Annotated in this window: 27 protein-coding genes; 8 read left to right on the forward strand and 19 right to left on the reverse strand. The window is 69.3% G+C overall.

Annotated features, from left to right (window positions below; all coding sequences use genetic code 11):
• Window positions 1-20 precede the first annotated feature (20 nt).
• Complete coding sequence (locus ACFYWJ_RS30810) at window positions 21-299, forward strand: lipase family protein (RefSeq protein WP_355277175.1); 279 nt, start codon at window positions 21-23, stop codon at window positions 297-299.
• Between the two features lie 2 nt (window positions 300-301).
• On the opposite strand, the gene ACFYWJ_RS30815 is transcribed toward ACFYWJ_RS30810, so the two are convergent.
• Genes ACFYWJ_RS30815 through ACFYWJ_RS30865 form a run of 11 tightly spaced genes read right to left on the reverse strand, consistent with a single transcriptional unit; the run spans window position 302 to window position 10,324 of the window.
• Complete coding sequence (locus ACFYWJ_RS30815; RefSeq protein ID WP_355276755.1) at window positions 302-508, reverse strand: hypothetical protein; 207 nt, start codon at window positions 506-508, stop codon at window positions 302-304.
• Between the two features lie 4 nt (window positions 509-512).
• On the reverse strand, window positions 513-1,106 hold the full coding sequence (locus ACFYWJ_RS30820) for an SRPBCC family protein (RefSeq protein WP_355276753.1): 594 nt from the start codon (window positions 1,104-1,106) through the stop codon (window positions 513-515).
• Window positions 1,107-1,111: 5 nt separating this feature from the next.
• Window positions 1,112-1,699: a hypothetical protein gene (locus tag ACFYWJ_RS30825; RefSeq protein ID WP_355276752.1), complete on the reverse strand. Its 588-nt coding sequence runs from the start codon at window positions 1,697-1,699 to the stop codon at window positions 1,112-1,114.
• Window positions 1,700-1,725: 26 nt separating this feature from the next.
• On the reverse strand, window positions 1,726-3,000 hold the full coding sequence (locus ACFYWJ_RS30830; RefSeq protein ID WP_355276751.1) for an MCE family protein: 1,275 nt from the start codon (window positions 2,998-3,000) through the stop codon (window positions 1,726-1,728).
• A complete protein-coding gene (locus tag ACFYWJ_RS30835; RefSeq protein WP_355276749.1) occupies window positions 2,997-4,079 on the reverse strand; it encodes an MCE family protein in 1,083 nt (360 codons plus the stop codon). The genes ACFYWJ_RS30830 and ACFYWJ_RS30835 overlap by 4 nt, the downstream gene beginning before the upstream one ends.
• A complete protein-coding gene (locus ACFYWJ_RS30840) occupies window positions 4,076-5,170 on the reverse strand; it encodes an MCE family protein (RefSeq protein ID WP_355276747.1) in 1,095 nt (364 codons plus the stop codon). Before ACFYWJ_RS30840 ends, ACFYWJ_RS30835 begins: the two co-directional genes overlap by 4 nt.
• Window positions 5,170-6,234, reverse strand: a complete 1,065-nt coding sequence (locus ACFYWJ_RS30845; RefSeq protein WP_355276745.1) for an MCE family protein — start codon at window positions 6,232-6,234, stop codon at window positions 5,170-5,172. Before ACFYWJ_RS30845 ends, ACFYWJ_RS30840 begins: the two co-directional genes overlap by 1 nt.
• Complete coding sequence (locus ACFYWJ_RS30850) at window positions 6,234-7,259, reverse strand: MlaD family protein (RefSeq protein WP_355276744.1); 1,026 nt, start codon at window positions 7,257-7,259, stop codon at window positions 6,234-6,236. Before ACFYWJ_RS30850 ends, ACFYWJ_RS30845 begins: the two co-directional genes overlap by 1 nt.
• Window position 7,260: 1 nt before the next feature.
• Window positions 7,261-8,643 (reverse strand): MCE family protein, encoded by a 1,383-nt coding sequence (locus ACFYWJ_RS30855; protein ID WP_355276743.1) that lies wholly within the window; start codon window positions 8,641-8,643, stop codon window positions 7,261-7,263.
• Window positions 8,644-8,652: 9 nt separating this feature from the next.
• On the reverse strand, window positions 8,653-9,516 hold the full coding sequence (locus ACFYWJ_RS30860) for an ABC transporter permease (RefSeq protein ID WP_355276741.1): 864 nt from the start codon (window positions 9,514-9,516) through the stop codon (window positions 8,653-8,655).
• Window position 9,517: 1 nt separating this feature from the next.
• The gene (locus ACFYWJ_RS30865; RefSeq protein WP_355277173.1) at window positions 9,518-10,324 is read right to left on the reverse strand and encodes an ABC transporter permease; all 807 of its coding nucleotides are present in this window, start codon (window positions 10,322-10,324) and stop codon (window positions 9,518-9,520) included.
• A gap of 181 nt (window positions 10,325-10,505) precedes the next feature.
• Between ACFYWJ_RS30865 and ACFYWJ_RS30870 the strand changes: the two genes are divergently transcribed.
• Window positions 10,506-11,216 carry a TetR/AcrR family transcriptional regulator gene (locus ACFYWJ_RS30870; protein ID WP_355276740.1) on the forward strand — a complete coding sequence of 237 codons (711 nt, stop codon included), beginning with the start codon at window positions 10,506-10,508 and terminating at the stop codon, window positions 11,214-11,216.
• On the opposite strand, the gene ACFYWJ_RS30875 is transcribed toward ACFYWJ_RS30870, so the two are convergent.
• Both ACFYWJ_RS30875 and ACFYWJ_RS30880 read right to left on the reverse strand, forming a co-directional pair.
• A complete protein-coding gene (locus ACFYWJ_RS30875; protein WP_355276739.1) occupies window positions 11,208-11,423 on the reverse strand; it encodes a hypothetical protein in 216 nt (71 codons plus the stop codon). The two genes, ACFYWJ_RS30870 and ACFYWJ_RS30875, sit on opposite strands and share 9 nt — an antisense overlap.
• Before the next feature lie 11 nt (window positions 11,424-11,434).
• The gene (locus tag ACFYWJ_RS30880; RefSeq protein WP_355277171.1) at window positions 11,435-12,508 is read right to left on the reverse strand and encodes an oxygenase MpaB family protein; all 1,074 of its coding nucleotides are present in this window, start codon (window positions 12,506-12,508) and stop codon (window positions 11,435-11,437) included.
• A gap of 366 nt (window positions 12,509-12,874) precedes the next feature.
• Here ACFYWJ_RS30880 and ACFYWJ_RS30885 point away from each other — a divergent pair, with 366 nt between their 5' ends.
• Both ACFYWJ_RS30885 and ACFYWJ_RS30890 read left to right on the forward strand, forming a co-directional pair.
• Window positions 12,875-13,699, forward strand: coding sequence for a DUF1684 domain-containing protein (locus tag ACFYWJ_RS30885; RefSeq protein WP_355276737.1), 825 nt, complete (start codon window positions 12,875-12,877; stop codon window positions 13,697-13,699).
• Window positions 13,696-14,718, forward strand: coding sequence for an LLM class flavin-dependent oxidoreductase (locus ACFYWJ_RS30890; protein ID WP_355276735.1), 1,023 nt, complete (start codon window positions 13,696-13,698; stop codon window positions 14,716-14,718). Before ACFYWJ_RS30885 ends, ACFYWJ_RS30890 begins: the two co-directional genes overlap by 4 nt.
• Here ACFYWJ_RS30890 and ACFYWJ_RS30895 read toward each other — a convergent pair whose 3' ends face one another.
• Window positions 14,719-15,036: a GYD domain-containing protein gene (locus ACFYWJ_RS30895; RefSeq protein WP_355276733.1), complete on the reverse strand. Its 318-nt coding sequence runs from the start codon at window positions 15,034-15,036 to the stop codon at window positions 14,719-14,721.
• 87 nt (window positions 15,037-15,123) lie between these two features.
• Here ACFYWJ_RS30895 and ACFYWJ_RS30900 point away from each other — a divergent pair, with 87 nt between their 5' ends.
• A complete protein-coding gene (locus ACFYWJ_RS30900; RefSeq protein ID WP_355276731.1) occupies window positions 15,124-15,306 on the forward strand; it encodes a hypothetical protein in 183 nt (60 codons plus the stop codon).
• Window positions 15,307-15,309: 3 nt separating this feature from the next.
• On the opposite strand, the gene ACFYWJ_RS30905 is transcribed toward ACFYWJ_RS30900, so the two are convergent.
• Window positions 15,310-15,942: a TetR/AcrR family transcriptional regulator gene (locus tag ACFYWJ_RS30905; RefSeq protein ID WP_355276730.1), complete on the reverse strand. Its 633-nt coding sequence runs from the start codon at window positions 15,940-15,942 to the stop codon at window positions 15,310-15,312.
• A gap of 183 nt (window positions 15,943-16,125) precedes the next feature.
• Here ACFYWJ_RS30905 and ACFYWJ_RS30910 point away from each other — a divergent pair, with 183 nt between their 5' ends.
• From ACFYWJ_RS30910 to ACFYWJ_RS30920, 3 genes are all read left to right on the forward strand, one after another.
• Window positions 16,126-16,566 (forward strand): anti-sigma factor, encoded by a 441-nt coding sequence (locus ACFYWJ_RS30910; protein WP_355276729.1) that lies wholly within the window; start codon window positions 16,126-16,128, stop codon window positions 16,564-16,566.
• A gap of 94 nt (window positions 16,567-16,660) precedes the next feature.
• Entirely contained in the window at window positions 16,661-17,461 is an 801-nt protein-coding gene (locus ACFYWJ_RS30915; RefSeq protein ID WP_355276727.1) for a SigB/SigF/SigG family RNA polymerase sigma factor, read from the forward strand.
• Between the two features lie 111 nt (window positions 17,462-17,572).
• Window positions 17,573-18,172 (forward strand): hypothetical protein, encoded by a 600-nt coding sequence (locus tag ACFYWJ_RS30920; protein WP_355276726.1) that lies wholly within the window; start codon window positions 17,573-17,575, stop codon window positions 18,170-18,172.
• 43 nt (window positions 18,173-18,215) lie between these two features.
• On the opposite strand, the gene fadD11 is transcribed toward ACFYWJ_RS30920, so the two are convergent.
• Genes fadD11 through ACFYWJ_RS30940 form a run of 4 tightly spaced genes read right to left on the reverse strand, consistent with a single transcriptional unit; the run spans window position 18,216 to window position 23,307 of the window.
• Window positions 18,216-20,015 (reverse strand): fatty acid--CoA ligase FadD11, encoded by a 1,800-nt coding sequence (gene fadD11 / locus ACFYWJ_RS30925; RefSeq protein WP_355276725.1) that lies wholly within the window; start codon window positions 20,013-20,015, stop codon window positions 18,216-18,218.
• A 21-nt stretch (window positions 20,016-20,036) separates the two neighbouring features.
• A complete protein-coding gene (locus ACFYWJ_RS30930) occupies window positions 20,037-20,969 on the reverse strand; it encodes an alpha/beta hydrolase (RefSeq protein WP_355276723.1) in 933 nt (310 codons plus the stop codon).
• On the reverse strand, window positions 20,966-21,847 hold the full coding sequence (locus ACFYWJ_RS30935; RefSeq protein WP_355276722.1) for a short-chain dehydrogenase/reductase: 882 nt from the start codon (window positions 21,845-21,847) through the stop codon (window positions 20,966-20,968). The genes ACFYWJ_RS30930 and ACFYWJ_RS30935 overlap by 4 nt, the downstream gene beginning before the upstream one ends.
• On the reverse strand, window positions 21,847-23,307 hold the full coding sequence (locus tag ACFYWJ_RS30940; RefSeq protein WP_355276720.1) for an NAD(P)/FAD-dependent oxidoreductase: 1,461 nt from the start codon (window positions 23,305-23,307) through the stop codon (window positions 21,847-21,849). Before ACFYWJ_RS30940 ends, ACFYWJ_RS30935 begins: the two co-directional genes overlap by 1 nt.
• Window positions 23,308-23,309: the final 2 nt, after the last annotated feature.

Here is a 23,309-nt window from a genome sequence, read left to right on the forward strand (position 1 = left end):
ACTGGGCGGGATCGTCGCGGATCTCGAGGCCACTTGAACGCGGTGGTGCGGCGTGCCAGCCCCGGTACCGACCGGGCGCACCCACCGCGCCGACCCTGATCTACCACGCCGTCGCCGACGAATTCGCCCCCGTGGCGGCCCGCGCCTTGGCCGGGAACTACTGTGCCACCGGCATTCCCGTCCAGGTCGTCGAGCATTCGATCGGCGAGCACGGCACCGAGGCCATGGTCGGACTGCCGACGGCCCTGACCTACCTGGCCGACCGTTTCGCCGGCAAGCCGGCGGCGAGCACCTGCTGAGGTCAGGTCATCGTGGTCCGGTCGGACACTCCCCGCCAGCCACACGGCAGACCGCAGGTAGCGACCACCTCGGTCACGATGTGGCCATCGACGAAGGTGGCGACCGCGTGGGCTTGCGCCGGGTATCCACAGGCGCCACAGGTGCCGAAGTAGTTGAGGATCTCCTGGCTGACCCCGGCGGCGTAGTTCGGCACCGGATTCACGGTCACCCCCTCAGCGGTAGTAGTTCGCCCATCGCCCGAGGACGACCTGGACGAACGGACGGAGGAGGGGGGCGGTCCAGCTCAGCGGGACGAAGGCGAAGACAGCGGGCCTGCCTGCGATCGTCCATCGGAGAAGCGTTGCGCCGTCCGGTGTTTCGGTGAGCCGGAAATCCATGGTGTAGGACTCGACGAGCAGCGGGATCGAGGTCTTGACGGCGGCCACGCTCAACCGGGTGTGCGGATCGCGGCGGGTGACCTGTTCCGCGGCGGCGAAGACGATGGCGTCGAGGGTACGGACGGTGCCGGGACCACGCGCCTGGTCGCGGTAGCTGACGCCGTCGATCATCGGGATCCAGGTGAAGGCCCCGTCTTCGAGGGCGGACCACACCTCCCAGGGCATGGCGGGGAAGTACTGCTCGACCGTCATCCGGAAGGTCGGGCGCCGGGATTCGAGCAGCCGGATCGTCGGGTCGTCGACCGGTGGGATCTCGGTGGCGCGCAGGCGGACGGCACGGCGCTGCAGGACGAGGAGGACGACGAGACCGCCACCCGCGGCCACGAGGAGCGCGCCGAGCGCGGAACCGAGGAGAACGAGCCACATCACGGGTGTCACGGGGCGGGGCGCAGCAGGGGCGAGGAGACTTTGCTGGTCAGCCATCGGTCGCCGGACTTGGTCAGCGACAGGGTGATCGACAGCTGACCGCGCCGGGGCTGCTGTTGTGTCCCGACACTGGCGATGGACTGGTCGACGACCACGATCGCCTCGGCGGTGTCGGTGTCGCTGGTGGCGATCGCGCAGTCGACGGTGCCCGCCGTCGACTGCACCCGGCCCTGGACCAGCACCTCGCGCAAATCGGCGCTGGTGGACTCGAATTCCTGTTTCCACGCGCCGGTGGCCCGGTCGAGCACGGCGGCGAAGTAGGCATCGAGATCGGTGGCGTTGTAGGTCGACAGCACCGAGCCGTAGGCGCAGGCCGCCGCCCGCGCCTCGGTGCGCGCCCGGTCGAGTTCCCCGGCACGGTGGTGCTGCCAACCGAAGTACCCGCCGGCGGCTGTGCCGCCGATGCCGAAGGCGACCGCCAGGGCGACCACGATCGAGGTGGTGCGATTCCGGCTCCTCGATGGTGGTGTTGCCGCGGTGGCGGTTTCCTCGGATTCCGCCGCGGCGGGGGCTGTCGATTCGTCGGTGTCGGTCATGGAGTTCCTTTCGGTTGCGGGGGGCATCAACGGCCGGGCAGCGGCGCGGACCGCTCGTCGCCGGTGCTGCCCGGCGGTGGTCCGGCGGTGTTGTCGGGCGTCGCGGGCCGTGGCGCGTTGGCCGACCCGCGGACCTGCTGCGCGGGATCGCTGGTGACGCAGTAGTTGTAGAGGCGGACGGTGCCGTCGGAGACGGTGGCGGGCGAGACCGGGATGGTGTCGTACTCGCAGAACGGCCGCGGCCAGATGTCCACCATCGTGTGGAAGGCGTTGTCGTGCGCGGGAACTCCGAGCAGTGCGGTGCCGGTGCGCAAGGCCGGGAACAGCGCCGTCAGCGCCGGTGTGCGCAGCCGGGCCGCCTGGGTGATGGCCCGCAGGTTGGTCACCAGGTTCGTGATCGGGTCGGTGGTCTCGGCGACCACGCCGCCGAGTGTCGCCAGCTGTCCGGGGCCGAGGTCGAGCAGGCGCCGCAGCTCCTGGTCGGCGGCGGCGAACTGCCCGAACAGCACACCCGACCCTTCGACGAGCGTGCGCAGGTCCGGCTGGGCGTGCGAGGTCGTCTCCGCGATGACGGACAGCTTCTCGACGAGGTTGCGGGTCTGCGGAAGCAGTTCCGTCATCCCCACCATGGCCTGGCTGATCCCGCTGATCACGGTGCGCAACTGGTCCGGCCCACCGGCCAGCGCCCTGTCGAGTTCGGCGACGATGACGTTGAGCCGTTGCGGATTCAGGCCGCCGATGAAACCGGCCGTGTCGGTGAGGAACTCGTCGATGGTGACCGGTGTCGCGGTCCGGTCCCGTTCGACGACCGCGCCGTCGGACAGATAAGGGGCGTCGTTGGAATCGGGCCGGAAATCCAGATACTGCTCCCCCGCCGCCGACAATCGGGCGACGACGACAGCGCCACCCGCGGGCACGTGATACCCGGCATCGATATCGACGACGGCGGTGACGCCGGTCTCGGACAACTCCAACGAGCGCACCGTCCCCACCCGCACGCCACGGAAGGTGGCATCGGAATGCTCGAGCAGCCCACCGGAGCCGGCCAGTTCCACCCGGACGGTGAAGCTGTCCCGCAGCGGGTCGACCCGGATGACATCGACGAGCAGATATCCGCCGCTCACCAGCAGCGTCAGCACCAGGCCCACCGCCGCGATGCCGTTGACGTGCTGTTTCGCCCAGGCTGCGGCCCGGAGCAGGTATTGCGCGGCGACCTCGAGTGCCACACCGGCGAACCAGATTCCGGCGGTGAACACGAGCGCCAGCGTGTACCGGACGCTGCCACGGGGGTACTCGGTCATCGCCCACCACCCTGCAATCGGCCGATCACCCGGGCGAGGACTTCGGCGAGGCTGCCGACGAAGGCGCCGGGGTCGGATCCGTCGGGCAACCTGCTGCCCTGCGGGTCGGTCAGGGCGCCGACGCTGAGGTAGGAAATCGTCGCCGCGACCGCGAGGCTGGTGCCCTGGGTGGTCGCCAGCAGCGACGGGTGCAGCGCGTGCAGCTGGTCGAGCGCGCCGGCCAGGTTGTCGCCCATCTGGGTGAAGCCGGTCATCAGGGCCTGCACGCTGTCGAAGAGGCCGACGAAATCCGCGCTGCTGGTGGCCGTGAACTCCCCCAGCGCGCCGAGGGTGACCGAGACGTCGGCGGTGAGCTCGGTGATGGCGCGATTGTTCTCGGTGAGCACCGAGATCAGCGGCGGGAAGGTGTCGGCGGCCTGGCCGAGCTCGGCTCTGCGCTGGTTGAGGGTGGAGCTGAGCGCGTCGAGACCGCGCAGGACGGCGTCGATCTGACCGGTTCGCTCGTTGAGCGCGGCGAGCGTGGCGGTCAGCTCGGTCAGCAGGTGCGCGAGCTGGGGACCGCGGCCCGCGAACATCGAGTTCGACTCGCTGGTGATCCGGGCCACCTGGCTGAGCGCGCCGCCGTTGAGCAGCATCGACAGCGACATCATCAGTTCCTCGACCGAGGCGCCCGCAGAGGTGTGGTCCCGATCGATCACATCGCCGTCGGCGAGCATCGGTGTGCCGGAACGGAGTTCGGGCAGCACGATCGCGACGTAGATGTCGCCGAGCGGGGTCGGCTGGCGGAGTTCGGCCCGCGATCCGCGCGGCAGCCGAACATCCGCGCGGATCTCCAGGTCGACGGTGGCCACGAAATCGGTGGTGTCGAGGCCGGTGACGACGCCGATGTCGGTCCCGCCGGTCTTCACGTGCGCGCGATCGGGCAGGTTCAGCGCGTTGTCGAACAGCGCCCGCACCGTGTAGGTGGGGCCGTCGAGGCCGGGCTTGGGCAGCGGCATGGAGTCGACGGTCACCGTGCAGCCCGCGACCGAGCAGGCCGCCAGCGCCAGGACCACCGCGCGGGCGAGCTGGGGCCTCATCGGGTCAGTCCCAGCAGTGCGGCGAACAGTCCGAAGTCGGGCCCGAAGTCCTGGAGCTTGCCGGTCCGGCATCCGTCGGCCCTTAGCTCGACCCGCTGGCAGAACAGCGCGAGCAACTCGTTGTCGAGCAGGCTTTTGTCCGTCAGCAGGTGCAGGCGCACCGCCTTGGCCTCGGGACTGACCGCGTTGCCGAGGTTGTCGAGGAACAGCGGTGCGATGTCGACGATCTCGGTGAGTCCGCGGGCATGGTCGCGCATCTGCGCGGTGATCGTGATCAGGCGCAGCAGCGCGTCGGTCAGCGGTTGCTCGTTCTCTCCGACGACGGCGCTGGTGTTGGCGACGAAGTCGTTGATCTGGGTGAGCACGGCCTGCAGTCCCGGGGACTGCTCGCGCATCAGCGTGACCAGCTGGGTGAGCCGGGCGCTGAAGTCACGGACCGTCGCGTCGTTGTCGGCGAGGATCTGGGTGACGTCGTTGAGCCGGACGATCGCGTTGGCGATCTGGTCCTTGTTGGCCAGGGTCACGTCGAAGGCGCCGGCGAGCGCGTCCAGGGTTTCGCGAATGCGGTCACCGTTCCCGTCGAGCAGCGGGAACAGCACCCGGCTCGCCATCGGACCATCGGAGTTGTTGCCCGCCAGCGCCTTTCCGATGTCGTCGAAGTTGCGCAGGATGCGGTCCAGCTCGACCGGGGTCCTGGTGCGGGCGAACGGGATGTGGGCGCCGTCGGACAGGGTGGGGCCACCGGTGTAGGCGGGGGTGAGTTCGATGTGCCGGTTGGTGATCATCTGCGGGGAGACCAGCGCCGCGATCACGTCGGCCGGCACGTCGACCTCGGGGTCGACGACCATGTGCACCTGCACGTAGTCACCTTTGGGGACCAGCGCGGTCACCCGGCCCACCGGCATGCCGAGGACGGAGACCTCGTTGCCGACGTACAGGCCCGCGACATTCTCGAAATCCGCCGTGACGGTCTTCTCGCGGCCGAGCAGCCGATCCGGCAGCGAGGTCAGGCTGTGCGGCAGCGCCGAGCAGCCCGACAACAGCAGGGCGACGGCGGCCACGACGGCCAGCCGGACGAATCTCGTGCGCATCAGCGACACCCCTCTACGGCCTGAACGGCACACAGCCAGTTGTCGGGGAACATCCACGGCAGGTAGAGCTCCCCGTACGGGCCGTTGCCGAGGGAGTTGTTGAACTGCCGGAGCGTGACCGGCATGATCTGGAACAGGTTGTCCAGGTTGGCCTTGTTGTTCTGCAGACCCGCCGACATCGTGTTCAGATCGGCGATCAACGGCGCGAGCTGTCCCCCGTTGTCGATGCCCATCGCCTGCAGGTCCTTCGAGACCGCGGCGATACTGTCGAGCAGCTGGGTGACCAGGGTCTGCCGCCGGGCGACCGCGTCGCCGATGGCCTGGCCGCGGGTCAGCAGCAGGAGGACGGCATTCTGGTTGTCGGAGACCACGCTGGAGACCTTGTCGATATTGCGCAGCAGCTGCTCGACCTCGTCCCGGCGCTCGCTGATCACCTGGGCCAGCGAGCCCACCGAGTCCAGTGCCGCCGCGGTCAGCTGCGGCGAGTCGCCCATCTGCCGGGCAAGGGCGTCCAGCGATGCTCGCAGGGCCACGGGGTCCACCCGCTCGAGGTGCTCGAAGGAGTGGGTGTACTTGTCGTCGTTGACGACCTTGGCCAGGTTGTAGGGAACTTCGGTCCGGTCCAGGGGAATTCGCTTGCTTTCTGGTGCCGAGGGCGCGCCCGGATCGAGTTCGACGTGCATCCGGCCGAGGATGGTCGACATCTTGATCGCGGCTCTGGCGTCGTCGCCGACCCGGATGCCGTTGTCGATCGAGAGCGCGGCCTCGATCCGGTCGCCGGCCAGTCGCGTCGACTTCACCGTGCCGACTTCGATGCCCGCGATATCGACGCTGTCACCGGTCCGGAGCCCGGCGGTCTGTGCGAATTCGGCGTGCACGGTGCGGTTGCCGAGGTCGAATCGGGTGAGCGCGCTCGAGCCGAACAGCAGCACCAGCACCGCCGCGCCCGCGCCAAGGCCGAGCCACCAGTGCCGATTGTCCGCGAAGCTCGGTATCGCCTGCCACAGTCGCCGCGCCGTGGGCAGCAGCGCGCGCAGACGCTCGGATGGTCGGGTGGACGTCATTACCGGCATACCTCCGAATGGGAATTGCCACCGATCTGGGTCAACATCCCGGGCGGCAGCACCACACCCCACAGCGAGACGTCGAGACTGCAGACATAGGAGTTGATGTAGGTGCCGTTGCCGCTGATCCGGGCGAGGCCGGCCAGGACGAACGGCAGTTCGGCGGCGGTGATGTCGAGTCGCGCGCCGTTGGCGATCAGCAGGCGCACGCCCTCGTTCGCGGACTGCTGCGCCTGCGCGAGTCCGGGCCTGATCCGGGCGATGAGATCGGCGAGCTGCCGGGTCGACCCCGAGGCCTGCTCGACCGCGGACGCGAGCGTCGTGCCCTGCTCATAGAGCTCGACGGTGAGGGTGCGAGACTGGGTGATCAGTGTCTCCAGCTCACCGCTGCGGTTGGCCAGACCCTCCACCACCCCACCGAGGTTGGTGATCACCTGGCCGAGGATTTCGTCCCGGTGGCGGAAGGTACTCGCCAGTTGCGCGGCCTGGGTGACCAGCGCGCTCAGCGATACCCCGTCACCCTGGAGGGCTTGAATCAGGGTGTGCGACAACGAGTTGATGTCGTCGGGCTCCAGGGTCGCGAACAGTGGTTCGAAGCCCGCCAGCACCGTGGACACGTCGAAGGACGATTCGGTGCGCTCGTAGGGAATCGTCCCGTCCGGCGGCAGCCGGTTCCCGCCACGGTCCCCGGCGGCCAGCGCGACGTACCGCTGCCCGATCAGGTTCTGGTAGCGGATCAGCGCCTTGGTCGTGGTGGTGAGCTGATGGCGCGACTGCACGCGCAGCACCACCGACGCGCGGCGGTCGGCGTCGAGTTCGATGGCATCCACTCTGCCGACGCGGATTCCGGCCATACGGACGTCGTCGCCCACCCGTAGACCGAGGACATTGCCGAACGTCGCGGTGTAGCGGACGGTGTCGCCGCTGACTCCGCGCTGCAAGGTCGAGAAGATCGTGTAACTGGCCACCAGGGCCAGCCCGACGAACAGCGTCAAGATCAGCAGGGCGGTGCGGGTTTTCATCATGTCAGTTCCCCATCGGCGGTGCGTCGGCGTAGGTGACCTGGACTGCCCCGTCGGCCAGGACCGGCGTGAGCAGCACCAGTTGCGCGGCGTTCGGTGGTCGCCCGACGAGCGCCTCGATGGCCTCGACGCCGTGCAGCGACGCCGGTGCGGTAGCCGACGCCGGGGCGGCGGGGCCGGGGACGACCGCGCTCGGTGTCAGACCGGGGATCGCGGGCAGGCCGGGAATCGCGGGGAGGCCAGGGATCACGGGCGGTGGGCCCGCCGCTTCCAGCCTGCCCGGCAGCAGCTGGGTCGGAATGTGCTGTTCCGGCGCGGTGTACGGCACCGTCGCTCCGCCACAGCGCGGCCCGGCGAGACTGCCGTATCTGGGGCAGTCCGCCGCGGTGTACTGGGTGAACGGGGTGAAGCTGACGTCGACGACCCAGCGCATCTGCCGGTCGGGTCCCCAGTTGAAGACGGTCGCCAGCTTGCTCAGCGCGGTGGCGAGATTGGCGACCGCGGTACCGATGGCGCCGGAGTCGGCGGCCAGCGCACCGAAGGTCTCGTGCAGCCCGCCGACCAGTTCCGGGCCCGCGTCCGGATTGCGCTCGAAGAGGGTGTTGGTGACACCGACCGCGCCGCGCGCGGCGGTCAGCAGCGCGATCAGGTTCGCGCGCTTCTCGGTGAGGGTGCGCGCCGCGGTCACCGACGAGACGAGGGTGTCGACCAGCTGCGGCGCGGACTCGTTGACCGCCGACGCCGCGGCGCCGAGATCGCCGAGCAGGTCACCGATCCCCGGTGTCGCCCGGACCTGGGTGGTCCAGGTGTCGAGTCGCTCGATGGTGGAGCCGGGCATGCGGTAGCTGGGGTCGAGCGCGTCGGCCAGCGTGCCGAGGACGGTGGCCAGCCGGATCGGATCGATGGCGTCGAGCACGGTCCGCAGGGTGGTCAGGGTCGTCTGCAACTGGGCGCCGACCTCGCTGGTGTCCTGGGTGATGGTGGCGCCGTCGCGCAGCGGGTCCGGCGCTGGGCCGTTGTCGACGAGTTCGACGGCCGTGACGCCGAAGATGTTGTTCGGCACCACCCTGACGGTGACCGTGGCGGGAATACGCTGGGCCAGTGCGGGTTCGATGCGCAACCGCACCTCCTGACGCTCGCCCCGCGCGGCGATGTCGGTGCCGGCGACCTGGCCGACCAGTACCCCGCGGAAGGTGACGTCGGCGCGCTCGGGGACGCCGTCGCCGGTGCTGGTCATCCGCGCGGTCACCTCGACGGTGTCGAGGAACTCGCCGTTGTAGCGCAGTCCGAGCAGGTAGACGACCGCGGCGAGGAGCACCGCGATGAGCACGCCGAACAGGCCGAGTCGCAGCGCACTCGGGCCGCGGCCACTGGGATCGAGAATCATGGTCGCCACCTATCCCGTGATCCGGATGCCGGGGTCGATCCCCCAGATCGACAGGGAGAACAGGAGATTGACGAACACGACGGTGACGATGGTCATCCGGATCGCCCGGCCGGAGGCGACGCCGACCCCCTCGGGTCCGCCCGCCGCGGTGAAGCCGTAGTAGCACTGGATGAAGGTCGCCACGGCGGCGAAGACGATGATCTTGAGGATCGAATAGGCCACGTCCACCGGGTCGAGGAACTGGTGGAAGTAGTGGTCGTAGGTGCCCAGCGTCGTCCCGCCGAGGAAGGCCACGGTGAATCGCGTCGCGAGGTAGGCGACGGCCAGGCCCGCGGTGTAGAGCGGCACGATGGCGACGACCGCCGCCAGCATGCGCGTCGTGATCAGGTAGGGCAGCGGCCGGATGGCGATGGACTCCAGGGCGTCGATCTCCTCGGAGATCCGCATCGAGCCCAGCTGCGCGGTGAACCGGCAGCCGGCCTGGGCGCCGAACGCGAGGGTCGCCAGCAGCGGCGCCAGTTCCCGCGTGGTGGCGAATCCGGAGATCGCGCCGGTCAGCGGGCTCATGGTGAGCAGGTTCAGCGCGGTGTGCGACTCCATGCCGACGGTGATCCCGCCGAAACCGCAGAGGATGACCACGACGCCGATCACCCCGCCGCCGACGATCAACGAGCCGTTGCCGAAGCTCACGTCGGTGATCAGCCGCAGCAGTTCCTTCCGATAGTGCTTGAGCACGAAGGGAACAGCCGCGACCGCCTGCAGGAACACCAGTCCCTGATGGCCGAGCCGCACCGGCACGGTCGCCGGCGCGGTGGCGGCGGCGCGCAGCCGGGAGAGCGGCCGCAACAGTGGTGGAACGTAACCGGACGCCATCTCAGAGCACCTTCGACGGGAACACCGCGTTGTAGAGCTGGGTGAGGATGATGTTGGCCGCGAACAGGACGATCGCGGAGTTGACGACCGCGGAGTTCACCGCGTCGGCCACGCCCGCCGGGCCGCCCCGGGTGTGCAGCCCGGTGTCGCAGGCGATGATCGCCGCCAGCGCGCCGAAGACCGCGGCCTTGACCATCGCGACGACCAGATCGGCGGCCACCGCGAAGGAGGCGAAGGTGCCGACATAGGAGCCCGGCGTCCCGTCCTGGATGTAGACGTTGAACACGTAGCCGGTCGCGAAACCGACGAACACGACCAGCCCGCACAGCAGGGTGCTGATCACGACGGCCGCGGCCAGGCGCGGGGCGACCAGGCGGCGGACGGGATCGACGCCCATCACGACCATGGCGTCGATCTCCTCCCGGATGGTGCGCGAACCGAGATCCGCGCAGATCGCCGACCCCACCGCGCCGGCGATCATCAGCGAGGTCACCAGCGGGGCGCCCTGGCGGATGATGCCGAGCCCGTTGACCGCGCCGATGAAGGTGGTCGCCCCGACCTGGCTGACGAGCGAGCCGACCTGGATCGAGACCACGACGGCGATGGGAACGGCGACCAGCAACGTCGGCGTCGCCGACACACTGGCCATGAACGCGCACTGCTTGACGAATTCCGTGGCCGGAAAACGCCGGGTGACCAGCGCGCGGATCAGTTCGGCCAGCGCCCGCCCTGTCATCAGGACCTGGCGCCCGGCCGTCTCGACGGCCCGTTGCGGGTGGTCGCGCCAGTAGGTCAGCCCGAAGGTGATGACCTGATCACGGGCATCTTCGCCCGGTGGTGGAGCTGTAGTCGACGACTGCTGCACGATGGTTCACTCTCCGCGGACATTTTCTACGGTGAAGTAGTTACGAATTACTACGCTAGAGTAGATATATGGACACTGACGGCGCCGACAACGCGGCACCCTGCCGGTGGGGGATCATTTCTCGATGAGCATCGAAGAGGACACCGACGGCGTCTGGCGGATCGCTCCGCCGCGCCCGGCCCGGCCGCGGCGCCGCAACGGACCGCGACTACCGCCGGAGGAACGCCGCGAGCAACTGCTCGACGCCGCCCGCGCGGTCGCGGGCCGGGACGGCTTGGCCGAGCTCACGATGCAGGCGGTGGCCAAGCAGGCCGGCGTCGCGAAGCCCGTGCTGTACGCGATCTACCCCACCGCACCCCAGCTGCTCGACGCCCTGCTGCGGCGCGAACACTCCCGGGGCATCGCCCAGGTCCTCGAGGCCCTGCCCGCGGGCTTCGACGACGCCGACCCGGACGTGGAGTTCGAGGAGGCCGTCATCGCGTTCCTCACCGCCGTCCAGGACGATCCGGTGCGCTGGCGGTTGATCCTCATGCCGGCCGACGGCGCCCCCGCCTCCTATCGCGGCCTGCTCGCGGGCGCCAGGGAGAAGGTCGTCGAGCGCTGCGCCCAGCTGCTCGAGACGGGCATCGCGCGGCGCGGTGGACCCAGCGACGTGGATGTCGAACTGGCCGGTCGCGTCATGCTGGGGTTCATCGAGTCGCTCGGCCGACTGGTGCTGTCGAATCCGGAACTCGCTTCCCCCCAGGCACTCCGGCCCACGGTGCGGGCACTGACCAGGACACTGCCCAAGGCCGGGAACGCGCGGACGCCACCCGAGCATCCGGCGTCACCGTAACCGGATGTCGGAGATCAGCAACGGCGGCCAGGCGATGATCTCGCCGATCGCCGAGAACAGCTTGTCGAAGCCGTGCAGTTCGGCGAGGTGCTCGTGGTGGTAGCCCAGCCAGAACAGCCCGATCAGGAAGTACGGCACGCCGAAGGCGATGCCGAGGAAGATGAGCTGGCGCAGGCTGATCCGGTAGCCGAGCAGTTCTTTGATCATCACCGCTCCCCTTACGCGATCTCGCCGAGCACGGCCTGCGACTCGATCAGTCCCTGGTCGTCCGGCGCTTCCCCGCGACCGAAGACCCTGGCCCGCTGCTTGTCCCGCAGTGCCTGATGTGCCTGTGCGGGAATGTCGTAGCCGTAGCGCTCCTGCGCCTGACGCGGGGTCATCGTGGTCGCGTTGACCGGCGGGATCTTCAGCAGCACCGGACCGGCCACCGGCACCGACATCGGCGAGATCAGCCGCAGCAGCTGAATCTGCAAGCGCGCGTTGAGACTCACCACCGTGAACGCGACGCTCATCGGCGTGGTGACGAGCGCGTCGAGCAGCCTGCCGGTCGGTAATCCGGCCATCTCCCGCATCCAGCGCGGCATGGTTGCCAGGGTGCCCCGGCGCAGGAAGGCGTAGACGATCTTGAAGATCGGCCGGAGCGGCAGCGGGATCTCCGGCATCATCACCTCCGCCCGCAGCAGGTGCCGCATCGCCTTGCGGGCGATGTCGGACCCGATCAGCTGCGGGCGCATCCGCTCGAAGTACTCGCTGATCCCGGCCCTGGTGCGCGGCACGTCCGCGGGGTCGCAGGTCTGTAGTTCCGCCGCCCGCGCGCACTCCGCCCAGTACTGCAGCTCGTCGGCCTCGCTGAGCCGGCCCGGCCCGTACTTCTCATAGGCGACGAGGATGGAATGCCAGGCCGTCAGGTGGATCCACAGCTGGGACTGTGGATCGTTCGCGTCGTAGGACCGCTGGGTGACGGGATCGACGCCGATCCCCTTGGAGTGGATCTTCACCAGGATGTCGGCCGCGTGCGCGGTCGACCGGCTGTCGGCGAACATCACCATGGCGAAATACCGCAGGGTGCGGTCGTAGCGGGTACGCGGCCGGTCGTAGATGGCATGGGTGGCGTCCACCGAGGCGACCAGCGCCGGGTCGAGCTCCTCGATCACCACCGCCCGCTGGAAGCCGACCGTCAGGCTGGTCGGATAACTCCAGACCTGCCACGCGACCGACTCCGGACCGAAGAAACCGTAGTCCTCCGCGGGCGTCAGTGGGGGTATCGACAGCCACTCACGCAAGGACGCCATCGTTGCCATCGCGGGCTCCAATCCATTTACTACCCATGCGTAGAAGTATTACTACGCGTGAGTAGAAACGATAGACCCGCTCCGGGCGGCCAGTCAACGGTTTCGGCCGAAAAATTGCCCACTGACTCAGACAGACACTCGCACGGGCCTTCCTCTGAAAATTGCTGACCGAGGCGATACTCGAGTACAGAGTCGCCGCACAGCAGTCAGACTTCGAGCACATTATCGGGAAATCGACATCAACCAACCCAGACACTGACACTTCAGCTGCGATGCCGCCTCTCGACACAAGGCCGGGTGGCCGAATTGCGTTCGGGCTGAGCGGAATCCTGTCCGTCGGCCGCCGGATCGGATTCCATCGATGACATGGCTACCCAGGCGACTCCGGCGACCGAGACCGACGCGTTCACCAGCGAGTGGCGGGAGTGGCACCGCCGACAGGAGGCGCACCTGTCCGATCGGCACGGATTTCTGGCCATCACGAGCCTGCACTGGCTCGGCGAGACCCCCGAACGGTTCGACGACGCCCCCGGCGCCTGGTCCACCGGCGTCGACGGCGTGGTGGTCGTCCTCGACGAGGGCGAAGAGCTCAGCATCGACGGCGAGACGGTGCGAGGCCGGTACGCGTTCGGCGTCATTCCCGAGCGCGGTGGCGTGAACGCTGTCTGGGGTGACGCGGTGATCGAGGTCGCCAAGCGAGGCGGCAACGACATCGTGCGACCGCGGCATCCAGACAACCCGCTGCGCACGGCTTTTCGCGGCACGCCCGCCTTCGCGCCGGACCGCGCATGGGTGGTGACCGGCCGCTATGTGCTCTTCGACGCGCCGCGGCCGACGACGGTCGGCGCATCGGTGGAGGGGCTCGAGCACATCTACGACGCACCCGGACAGGTCGAGTTCGAGGTCGACGGTCAGCCGTTGCGGCTGACCGCGTTCCCCGGCAAGAACCCCGGGGACCTGTCGGTGCTGTTCACCGACGCGACCTCGGGAGTCACCACCTACGCGGCGAACCGGGTCCTGCAGGTGCCGACGCCGGCGGCCGACGGCACGGTGGTGCTCGACTTCAACCGCGCGGTGAACCTGCCCTGCGCCTACACCGATCTGGCGACGTGCCCGCTGCCCCCGGCGGAGAACCGGTTGCCGATCGCGGTCGAGGCGGGCGAGCAGATCCCTTACGAGCGCCGGGGATGAGCACGCCGCGGATCAGCTCGCTGGCGTTCCTGACCCCGGGCAACTACCTCGACGAGGATCCGTACACGGGCCTCGAGGACACCCTGCGGCTGTTCGAGTACGGCGAGCGTCTGGGGTTCGACGGCGCGTGGGTCCGGCAGCGGCATCTCGAGCACGGGGTCGGGTCGGCGGCGGTGTTCTTGGCCGCGGCGGCCCAGCGCACCAGCCGGGTGGAGTTGGGCACGGCGGTCATTCCGATCGGATACGAGAGCCCGTTCCGGCTGGCCGAGGACCTGTCGCTGGCCGACGTGCTGTCGCGGGGACGCCTGCAGCCGGGGTTCAGCGCGGGGACACCGCCGCACGCCGACCTGATCGGCGATCTCGTCTTCGACGGCGACTGGCGCACCTTCGACCTGTCCTACGGCCGGGTCGCCCGGCTGGTCGAGAACCTGCGCGGCCACTACCTGGGCGACGCCGACACCGTCATCCACTCGCCGGGCAACACCCAGCGACCCCGGCTCCAGCCGCACAGCCCCGGCCTCGCCGATCGTGTCTGGTACGGCGGCGGGAGCACCCGGTCGGTGCGCTGGGCCGCGGAGAGCGGGCTGAATCTGCTCAGCGGCAATATCGTCTTCGGTGATCGCAGCGATGACTTCGCGACCGCCCAGCAGGGCCTGATCAGCGATTACCGCGAGCGGATCGATCCGGCGCGACCGGCGCGTGTCGCGGTCGGCCGGGTCGTGGTTCCGTTCGACAGCGCCGATCGCGCGACCCGCGAGCGGTACCGGGCCTACGCCGCGAGCCGGCACGAACGCACGCTCGGACCGCAGGGCGAGCGGCGGGTGCTGTTCGCCCCCGATGTCGTCGGGACCGCCGAGCAGATCCTCGACCAGCTGCGCGCCGATCCGGTGCTCGCGCTGACCACCGAGCTGCGCCTGGAATTGCCGTACGAGTTCCACCGTGCGGACTACGAGCAGATCCTGCACGACACGGTGACGCTGATCGCTCCCGAACTCGGGTGGAAACCCGCGCTCGGCTAGTTACTCCGGCGGTCGATACGTGACATCCAGCCCCGTCGCGGCATCGATCTGCTCGGGAGTGACCAGCCCGACGGTGTGCGAGACGGCGGCACCGGCGGCCGCGGTGCGGATCGCGAGCGCCGCGGCGGCCACCTCGTCGGGGACGTCACCGATCACGAACAGATCGTCGTCGCCGAAGGCGAAATAGCAGGCTTCCACCCGCCCACCGACGCTCTCGACCATCTCGGTGATGGCCGCGCGGCGAGCGCTACCACCCTGTGCGAGGAGGCCGTTGGCCCCGTCTTGCAGATAGCTGACCCGCCACATGTACTTCGGCATACCTTCGAGCCTCCTCGGACTGGGACGCGATCTCGGCGTCAAAAGCCTAGGTCACGACGGCACGCGGCACGGAAAGGCGCGGCCGCAATGATGCGCCACCGTGACGATGGCGATACCGCCTGCCGCAACGACACCGACGGCACCTGGGAACACACCCCGCCCGAGGTCCGGCCGGGTCCGCTGGTCGGCACCATGGCGACCGGGGTGGTCCACCTGTCGGCCGAGGTCGACAACGGTCCGCGGCCGGACAGCGGTTCCGGCGGGGCGTGAGCGCTAGTCCGCGCGGGCGCCGTGCAGGGTGAGGGTGTCGTCGATGCAGCGCGCGATGAACGCGTCGTCGAGCGGCTCGTCGCCGACCAGCAACCGGAAATACAGTGGCGCCGAGAGGGTTTCGAGAACCTCGCGCGGCCGCACCGTCGCGGGCAGTTCCCCGCGTTCGACGGCCTTGGTGATCACCTGGGAGCTTCGTTCGAAACGATCGTTCCAGAACTTGCGGCGGGCGGCGTCGACCTCGGGATCGGCCGAGAGCGCGATGGTGGTCCCCACCAGCCGCGCGATGCCGGGGCGGGTGATCAGGTGGGAGATCTGCTCGGCGAGCACCAGCAGGTCGGTGCGCAGGGCGCCGGTGTCCGGCGCGGGGTTGCCGACGGCGGCGAGCTCGGTGACCGCCTCGGCGATCAGGGCGGTGCGGGTGCCCCAGCGGCGGTAGATCGTGGTCTCGGCGACCCCGGCGCGGGCCGCGACGTCACCGATGGTCAGCCCCTCGATGCCGTGCTCGGCGACCTGCTCCAGGGTGGCCGTCAGCACGGCTTCACGCACCCGCGCCGAGCGTCCCCCGGTCCGCTTGCGCGGGCCCGGTGCCGCCACCGGCTGCTCGTCGTCGGTCTCGGGTGCACGCTGCGCCATGCCCCCAGTTCTACTCGACGACGGCGGCGTGCGCGGCCGCGGCCGCATCGACGTGCGCCCCGATGATCCCGCGAATGCGTCTAGGCTCGGCGAACGGCGATTGGCCCGGCGTGGTGTGGGTACGCGCCGGGTGGAGCTCATCACACGGGAGTCCACCGGTCAGCGACGACGAAGGGAGGCGGCGTGCGGAACGGCAACCAGGACGGCGCGCCGCGATCGCGGGCCGTCGGCTTCACGGTTCCGGCCGAACTCGACCAGTTGACCATGGCGCACGCCCTCGCCGAGACGATCCTGCTCATCGAGGGATTCGCCCTCGACGAGGTCACCGACCTGCTGCTGGCCCTGGACGAGGTGGTCACCGCGCTGGTGCTGGCCGCCGTCCCGGGTTCGCACCTCGAGTGCGTGTTCACCGGGCGCGACGGCGTGCTCGGCGCACGTGCCTCCACCCTCGCGCGGGCGCCCTCGGCGATCGACGAGAACGCCTTCGGCTGGCACGTGGCGTCGACCCTGACCGACGCGCTGGCTACGGAGTACAGCGAGTACGACCCGGCACGCGACGGCTACCCGACGACCATCGAATTCGGCTGGATTCGCCGAGCTCACCGGCCCGCGCTGCCCGAGTAGCCCGCCGCCGAGGCATAGCCACCGTGGTGCTGGGTACCCCATTGTCATCCAACTCCGCCCGGAAGCGAGGCACGTGGCGATGACAGTGGAAACGATGACGGCAGGCGAGACGGGTGTCCGGCGATCCCGGTCCAGCGGCGACAGCTACGACAACATCGAACCCTGGTTCGAGAAGCTGCGGGCACTCCCGCCCGACGACGAACACCACGAGGCCCTGCGGGCCGAGGTGATCCGGCGGTGTCTACCACTGGCCGACCACATCGCCCGCAAGTTCACCGGCCGTGGCGAGGCGTTCGACGATCTGGAGCAGACGGCCCGGGTCGGGCTCGTGCTCGCCGTCGACCGGTTCGACGTCACCCGGGGCTTCACCTTCCTGTCCTTCGCGATCCCCACCATCATGGGTGAGGTCCGCAGGCACTTCCGCGATCGCACCTGGGCCGTGCACGTCCCGCGCAGGCTCAAGGAGATCCAGCTGCGGATCGGTCCGGCCACCGAGGAACTGTCCCAGCGCCTGGGCCGGATGCCGAACGCGCCCGAGCTGGCCGCGGAACTCGAGGTCGAGCTGGACGAGGTCACCAGGGCGCTCGTGGCGAGCAACGGCTACCAGACCAACTCGATCGACGGGATCACCGACGACGATCGCGACAACCCGGCGCCGCCGATCGCCGACACCCTCGGCGCCGACGAACCCTGCTACGAGCTGACCGAGAACGCCATCGCGGTGGCGCCCCTGATCGACGCGCTGCCCGCGGAGAGCAAGCGGGTGCTGGTGATGCGGTTCTACGAGAACCTGACGCAGAGCCAGATCGCGGAACACCTCGGGGTGTCCCAGATGCAGGTCTCACGCATCCTGGCCAAGACGCTGGGCGACCTGCGCGAACAGGCGCTGGGCTGACATCCCATAGCCACCGCGCGGTGCGAGCGAGCCCGCTCACATCCCGGTAGCGCCTGGTCGTCCGACCACGATCTGCACGGTGACAGATGTGGACTCGGGAAGGACATGACGGTGGCTGGACGGCATCGAGCAGTGAGCAAGCGCGGCAAGGCCTTGCGCGGACTTCCCGTGGCGGTCGCGCTGCCCGCGGCGATCGCCTTCGGCATCGGGCCGGGCGCCGCCCAGGCCGCGCCGGTGGAAACCGTCTCCTACACCCCTGACCTACCGGATTTCGCGGCCACGCAGGTCGCGTTCGAGACCGCGTCGACAGACCTCGAACACCGTGCCGCGCAGCAGATCTCCTTCGTCGATGACGAGCCGTACCTCGGTGCCGACACGGAAACGGTTGTCCCGCAGCAGAGCACGGACACCCGGCCGATCGCGACGGCGGCCCCGATCGCCAGCCCGATCGAGAACGCCACCTTCCTCGGCTCGACGGCCGGGCAGGTGATCGGCGGCCTGGCCGGTGCCGGGCTCGGCGCGGCGGGCGGTGCGGCGCTGGCCACTCCGCTGGCGGTCCCCACCGCGGGCCTCGGCATCCCGGTCGGCGCGGTCGCCGGTGGCGTCGTCGGCGGTGTGGTCGGTACCTATGCCGGTTACTACGCCGGTGCCTACCTCGGCACTCTGGTCGCCCAGCAGGCGCCGCAGATCATCCCCAACGTGCTGTCCTGACCGGCGTGCGGTGGCGGGCCGGGGTGGCCCGCCCACCGCACGGCTATGCCGGTTGCTGGACCTGGACGGGCGGGTTGTCGGCGTAGAGTTCGGCGATCTCGGCCGTGTACTTCTCGGCGATCACCTTCCGCTTCAGCTTCATGGTCAGCGTCACCTCGTCACCACCGGCTTCCCAGAACACCGGCAGAATCCGGAACCGCTTCACCTGCTCGACCCGCGACAACTTCGCGTTACCCGCCGCCACACCCGCCGCGATCTCCTTGACCACCTCGGGATTCACCGCCAACGCCGCGGCCGAGGCATCGGACAGATTGTGCTGGGCCGCATACGGTTCCGCGCTCTCGGCATCGATGACGATCAACGCGGTGTTGTAGGCCCGGCCATCACCGATCGTGGCCATCGCACCGATCAACGGAGTCGCCGCCTTGATCGCGTGCTCGATAGTCGTCGGTGACATGTTCTTGCCGGAGGCGTTGATGATCAGTTCCTTCTTGCGGTCGACCACCCGCAGATAGCCGTCGTCGTCTACGGTCACCACGTCACCGGTACTCAGCCAGCCCTCGGCGTCGACCGCCTCGGCCGTCTTCTCCGGCTCGCCGCGATAGCCCTTCATCACCAGCGGGCCCTTGACGAGCAGTTCCCCGTCCTCGGTGATCCGCGATTCCATGCCGGCCAGCAGTCGCCCGACCGTCCCGAGCCGGGTCTCGCCCGGCGCGCTGACACTGCAGATGCACGACAGCTCCGACATGCCCCAGATCTCCGAGATCGGCACCCCGAGCCCGGCGAAGAAGCCCAGCGTCTGCGGCGGAATCGGCGCGGCGCCCGAGAGCGCGAAGCGCAGCCGGTCGAAACCCAGCTTCGCCCGCAGCTTCGACAGCACCAGTTCGTCGGCCTTGGCCCACTCGGCGGCGACCTCGTCGGGAACCGGCTGTCCGGCCAGCTGATACCCACTGCGCTCGGCACCCACCGCCAGCGCCCACCGCATGCCCTGCTTGCGCGTCTCGTCGGGCTCGTTCGCGACGACGAATTCGATAGCGGCCTTGAGCTTTTCCCACACCCGCGGCACCGCGCCCCAGATGGTCGGGCGCAGATCCGCCAGCGCGGCCGCGATCAGCTTCGGGTCCGACACCGCGGTGACCTGGGTGCCGAACACCTCCTGGAGATACAGCGCGGTGAGCCGGTCGGCGATGTGCGCGCTCGGCATGAACGAGGTGATCGAATCACCGAACTCGAAACCGAGCACGTCGCCGAGTCCGTAGGCCTGGAACATCAGGTTCGCGTGCGTGGTCTCCACACCCTTCGGGTTACCGGTGGTGCCCGAGGTGTAGATCAACGTCGCCACATCGCCCGGCTCGACCGCCCGCCAGGACGCGTCGAAGTCGAAATCCGCTGCACCGCCGGCGATCAGCTCGGCCACCGGCACGGTGCCCTCGACCGCGTCGTCGAGACAGACGATGTGGTCCAGCGGCACCCCGCTGTCGCGCAGTCGCTGCACGTACTGCGGCTCGCAGATCACCACGCGCGCGCCCGCGTTGCCGAGGACGTGGGCGAGCTGCTCGGCGGAGAGCGTGTTGTAGACCGAGAACGACGTCGCGCCCACATGCTGGGCGCCGACCTCGAGCGGATAGAACTCGACGCGATTGCCCATCATCAACGCGACGGTGTCACCGCGCCGCACGCCCAGCGCCGCCAGACCCGCCGCCGCGGCACGCACACCGTCGGCGTACTCGCGCCAGGTCATGGTCTGCGCGTCACCCGGTGTACGCAACGCGACGGCGTCGGGATCGATGGTCGCGTTGTATTGGAAAGCGGCACAGAGGGTTTCGAAACGTGGTGTCGACATAGTGTGTGGTTCTTCCGTGTATCAGACCGCGGTCGCGGCCGGTGATTCGAGCAAGGAGGTGACGAAGCGACCCGCGGCGCCGAAGGCGAAACGGGCCTCGGGGGCCAAGGCGGGCATGACCTGGAAGACGTGCATCTGGTCCGGCCACACCTGGAGTTCGCAGGCCCCGCCGACCTGCCGGAGGCGATCGGCCAGTTCGATCGCGTCGGCGGCGAAATACTCGGCCCCACCGGTCTGGATCAGCGTGGGCGGCAGCGTCATGCCCCGTTCCGGCCGCAGTTCGAGGCGATCGCTGGTGAAGTGCGCGACCGCCTTGACCGACAGCGCGTAGGAGATCACCCCGTCGCGGTTCCGGTCGCCGGTGTGGGCGATCCGCAGACCGAGGTCGGCCATCGGCGAGAACAGCACGAGTCCAGCGGGGCCGGGGATCCGCAGGCGGGCGTTGGCGAGGGCTAGATCGGCGGCGAGGAATCCCCCGGCCGAATCGCCCGCGACCACGATCCGGTCCGGCGCGAACCCACGGCGCAGCAGCCACCGGTACGCCCGCGCCACGTCGAGCTGGGCGCACGGGCTCGGGTGCTCCGGTGCCAGCCGGTAGTCGGCGACGAACACCGGGGTGCGGGTCGTCGTCGACAGGCGCGACGCCACCCCTCGATACGCGGCGACCGAGCCGGCGACGAAGCCACCGCCGTGCACGTACAGGATCACCGCGTCGAGGCGATCGGCCTTGGGCCCGGTGACGAACTCACCGCGGACCGCGCCGTCGTCGACCCGGTGCACCGACGTGCCCGCCAGGCTCGGCCCCACCACCCGCATCGCCGCCTCGATCACGAAGCGGGCCACCGGCAGGGTCGCGGTGTTGACCGGGAGCGCGGCGGCCAATGGCTTGACCGTGTGTTCGGCCACCAGCCGGGTTGCCCTGGTACGCAACGACCCCCGGTCCGGCGCGGTCACCGGCCGCTCCGCCGCTCGACCCGGTCGAGCAGATCCTTGACCTTGCCGCTGCCCGCGAGCTGGGCGTCGAGCACCACGTTGACCAGGCCGCGCAGCAGCGCGTAGGGCTCCCACCCGCTGGGGGCGATGGTGCGGGCGGCGCGGCGCGCGATGCCGTCGGCGATCACGGTCGCCGCGTACGTCGCGCTGATCCGGACGTTCAGCGGCCACGGCAGCAGCTCGTCGAGTTCCCGGCCGAGATCGTCCTGGTCGAGCATCGCGTGGGTCATCTCGGTCTCGACGACGCCGAAGTAGGCGATGCCCGCGCTGGCGCCCGCCGCGGCGAGTTCCACCCGCAACGCGCGCCCGAACTGCTCGACCGCGGCCTTGCTCATCATGTACGGCGACCCGGCCATGCCCGGCGCGAACGACGCGCACGACGAGACGACGACCACGTGCCCCTCGGCGGCGACGATGTGGTCGAGGGCGGGATGCACGGTGTTGAAACAGCCTTCGAGATTGATCGCCATCACCCGGTCGAAATCCGCCGGGTCCATGGTGCGGACCGTGGCCGGCTTCGGGGTGACCCCGGCATTGGCTACGACCACATCGAGGCGGCCGAAGTAGTCCACGACGAGCTGCGTCGCGTCCGCCATAGCCCCGCGATCACGCACATCGGCCGTGATCGCCAATGCGCGGCTGCCGAGGCGTTCCGCGGCAGTCTTGGCGGCAGTCTCGTCGATGTCGACGAGCGCGACGAACGCCCCACGGTCGATGAGGATTTCGGCCAGCGCGAGCCCGATGCCCTGTCCCGCGCCGGTGATCAGGACCACCTTGTCGCGGACATCGAAGGACCGGCGACCGAGCAGGTTCGACGGGGTGAGCGCGGTGATGTCCATCAGGCACTCACCTCGTAGGACGAGGCGTCGAATGCGCTGGTGCGCTTGCGGTATTCGAAACTCCAGCTCGGGTAGAGCCCGGCGTTGCGACCGTCCGCGGTCGTGTAGTAGCTGTCACAGCCACCGGTGAGCCACACCGTGGACGCGCTGCGCCGGTGCATCTCCTCGACGAAGCGGTCCTGGACGTCCTGGCGGACCTCCACCCGATGCGCGCCCTTGTCGTGCAGCGTCTTCAGTGCGTCGACGATGTAGGCGACCTGGGATTCGATCATGAACACCGCCGACTGGTTGCCCACCGCGCCGAACGGCCCCAGCGTCAGGAACAGGTTGGGGAATCCGGCGATGGCGGTGCCGAGATAAGTCCGGCGCTGCTTGCGCATGACATCGCCGACCGACATCCCGTCACCGTCCATGACCCGGTCGAAGAACGAGGGCGCCGGATCGAAGCCGGTGCCGTAGATGATGGTGTCGACCGGGATCTCGACCCCGGCGCGGGTGACGACGGAATGCGGCCGCACCTCGGCGATGCCGTCGGTCACCACCTCGACGTTGTCCCGGTCGAGCGAGGGCAGGTAGGCGTCGGAGAAGATCGCTCGCTTGCAGCCGATCATGTAGTCCGGCGTCAGCTTCGCGCGCAGCTCCGGATCGCGCACCTGGCGGCGCAGCTGCCAGCGACCCAGCAGCTCGTACGGGTGCCGGAAGCGGTTGTCGACGAAGCCGACCAGCCCGAATCCTTCGATCGCCGCGTACCAGGCGCTGCGAATCGCCTTCCGCGCCAGGGGCACCCGGCGCAGGACGAAGCGCTCCAGCTCCGGGATCGAGCGGTCCATCCGCGGGATGATCCACGGCGCCGAACGCTGGAACACGGTCAGCGCCGCCACCTTCGGCTGGATCTCGGGGACGAACTGGACCGCCGAGGCGCCGGTGCCGATCACCGCGACCCGCTCGCCGGTGAGGTCGTGGTCGTGGTCCCAGTGCAGGGAGTGGAAGGTCTTGCCCGCGAAGGTGTCCAGGCCCGGCAGCGCCGGGTACTTGGCCTCGGCGAAGATGCCGGTCGACGAGATCAGGTAGTCCGCGGTGAGCGCCCCCTGGGAGGTCTCGAGGTGCCACAGCGAGCGATCCTCGTCCCAGCGGGCCTCGAGCAGTTCGGTGTTGAGCCGGATCCGCGGGACGACATCGAATCTCGTCGCCACGTCGCGCAGATAGGCGAGAATCTCCGACTGCTTGCCGTAGGTCCGTGACCAGTCCGGATTGGGCGCGAACGAATAGCTGTAGAGCTGGGACGGCACATCGCAGGCGCAGCCCGGATAGGTGTTGGCCTGCCAGGTTCCGCCCAGATCCGCGGCGCGTTCGAGGATCGTCAGATCGTCGAATCCGGCTTCGCGCAGTTTGATCGCGAGCGCGATGCCGCCGAATCCGGCACCGATCACGACGATGTGACGGTGTTCGGTTGCTGCCATGA

The sequence above is a fragment of the Nocardia sp. NPDC003269 genome, assembly GCF_042888005.1.
Lineage (GTDB): Bacteria > Actinomycetota > Actinomycetes > Mycobacteriales > Mycobacteriaceae > Nocardia.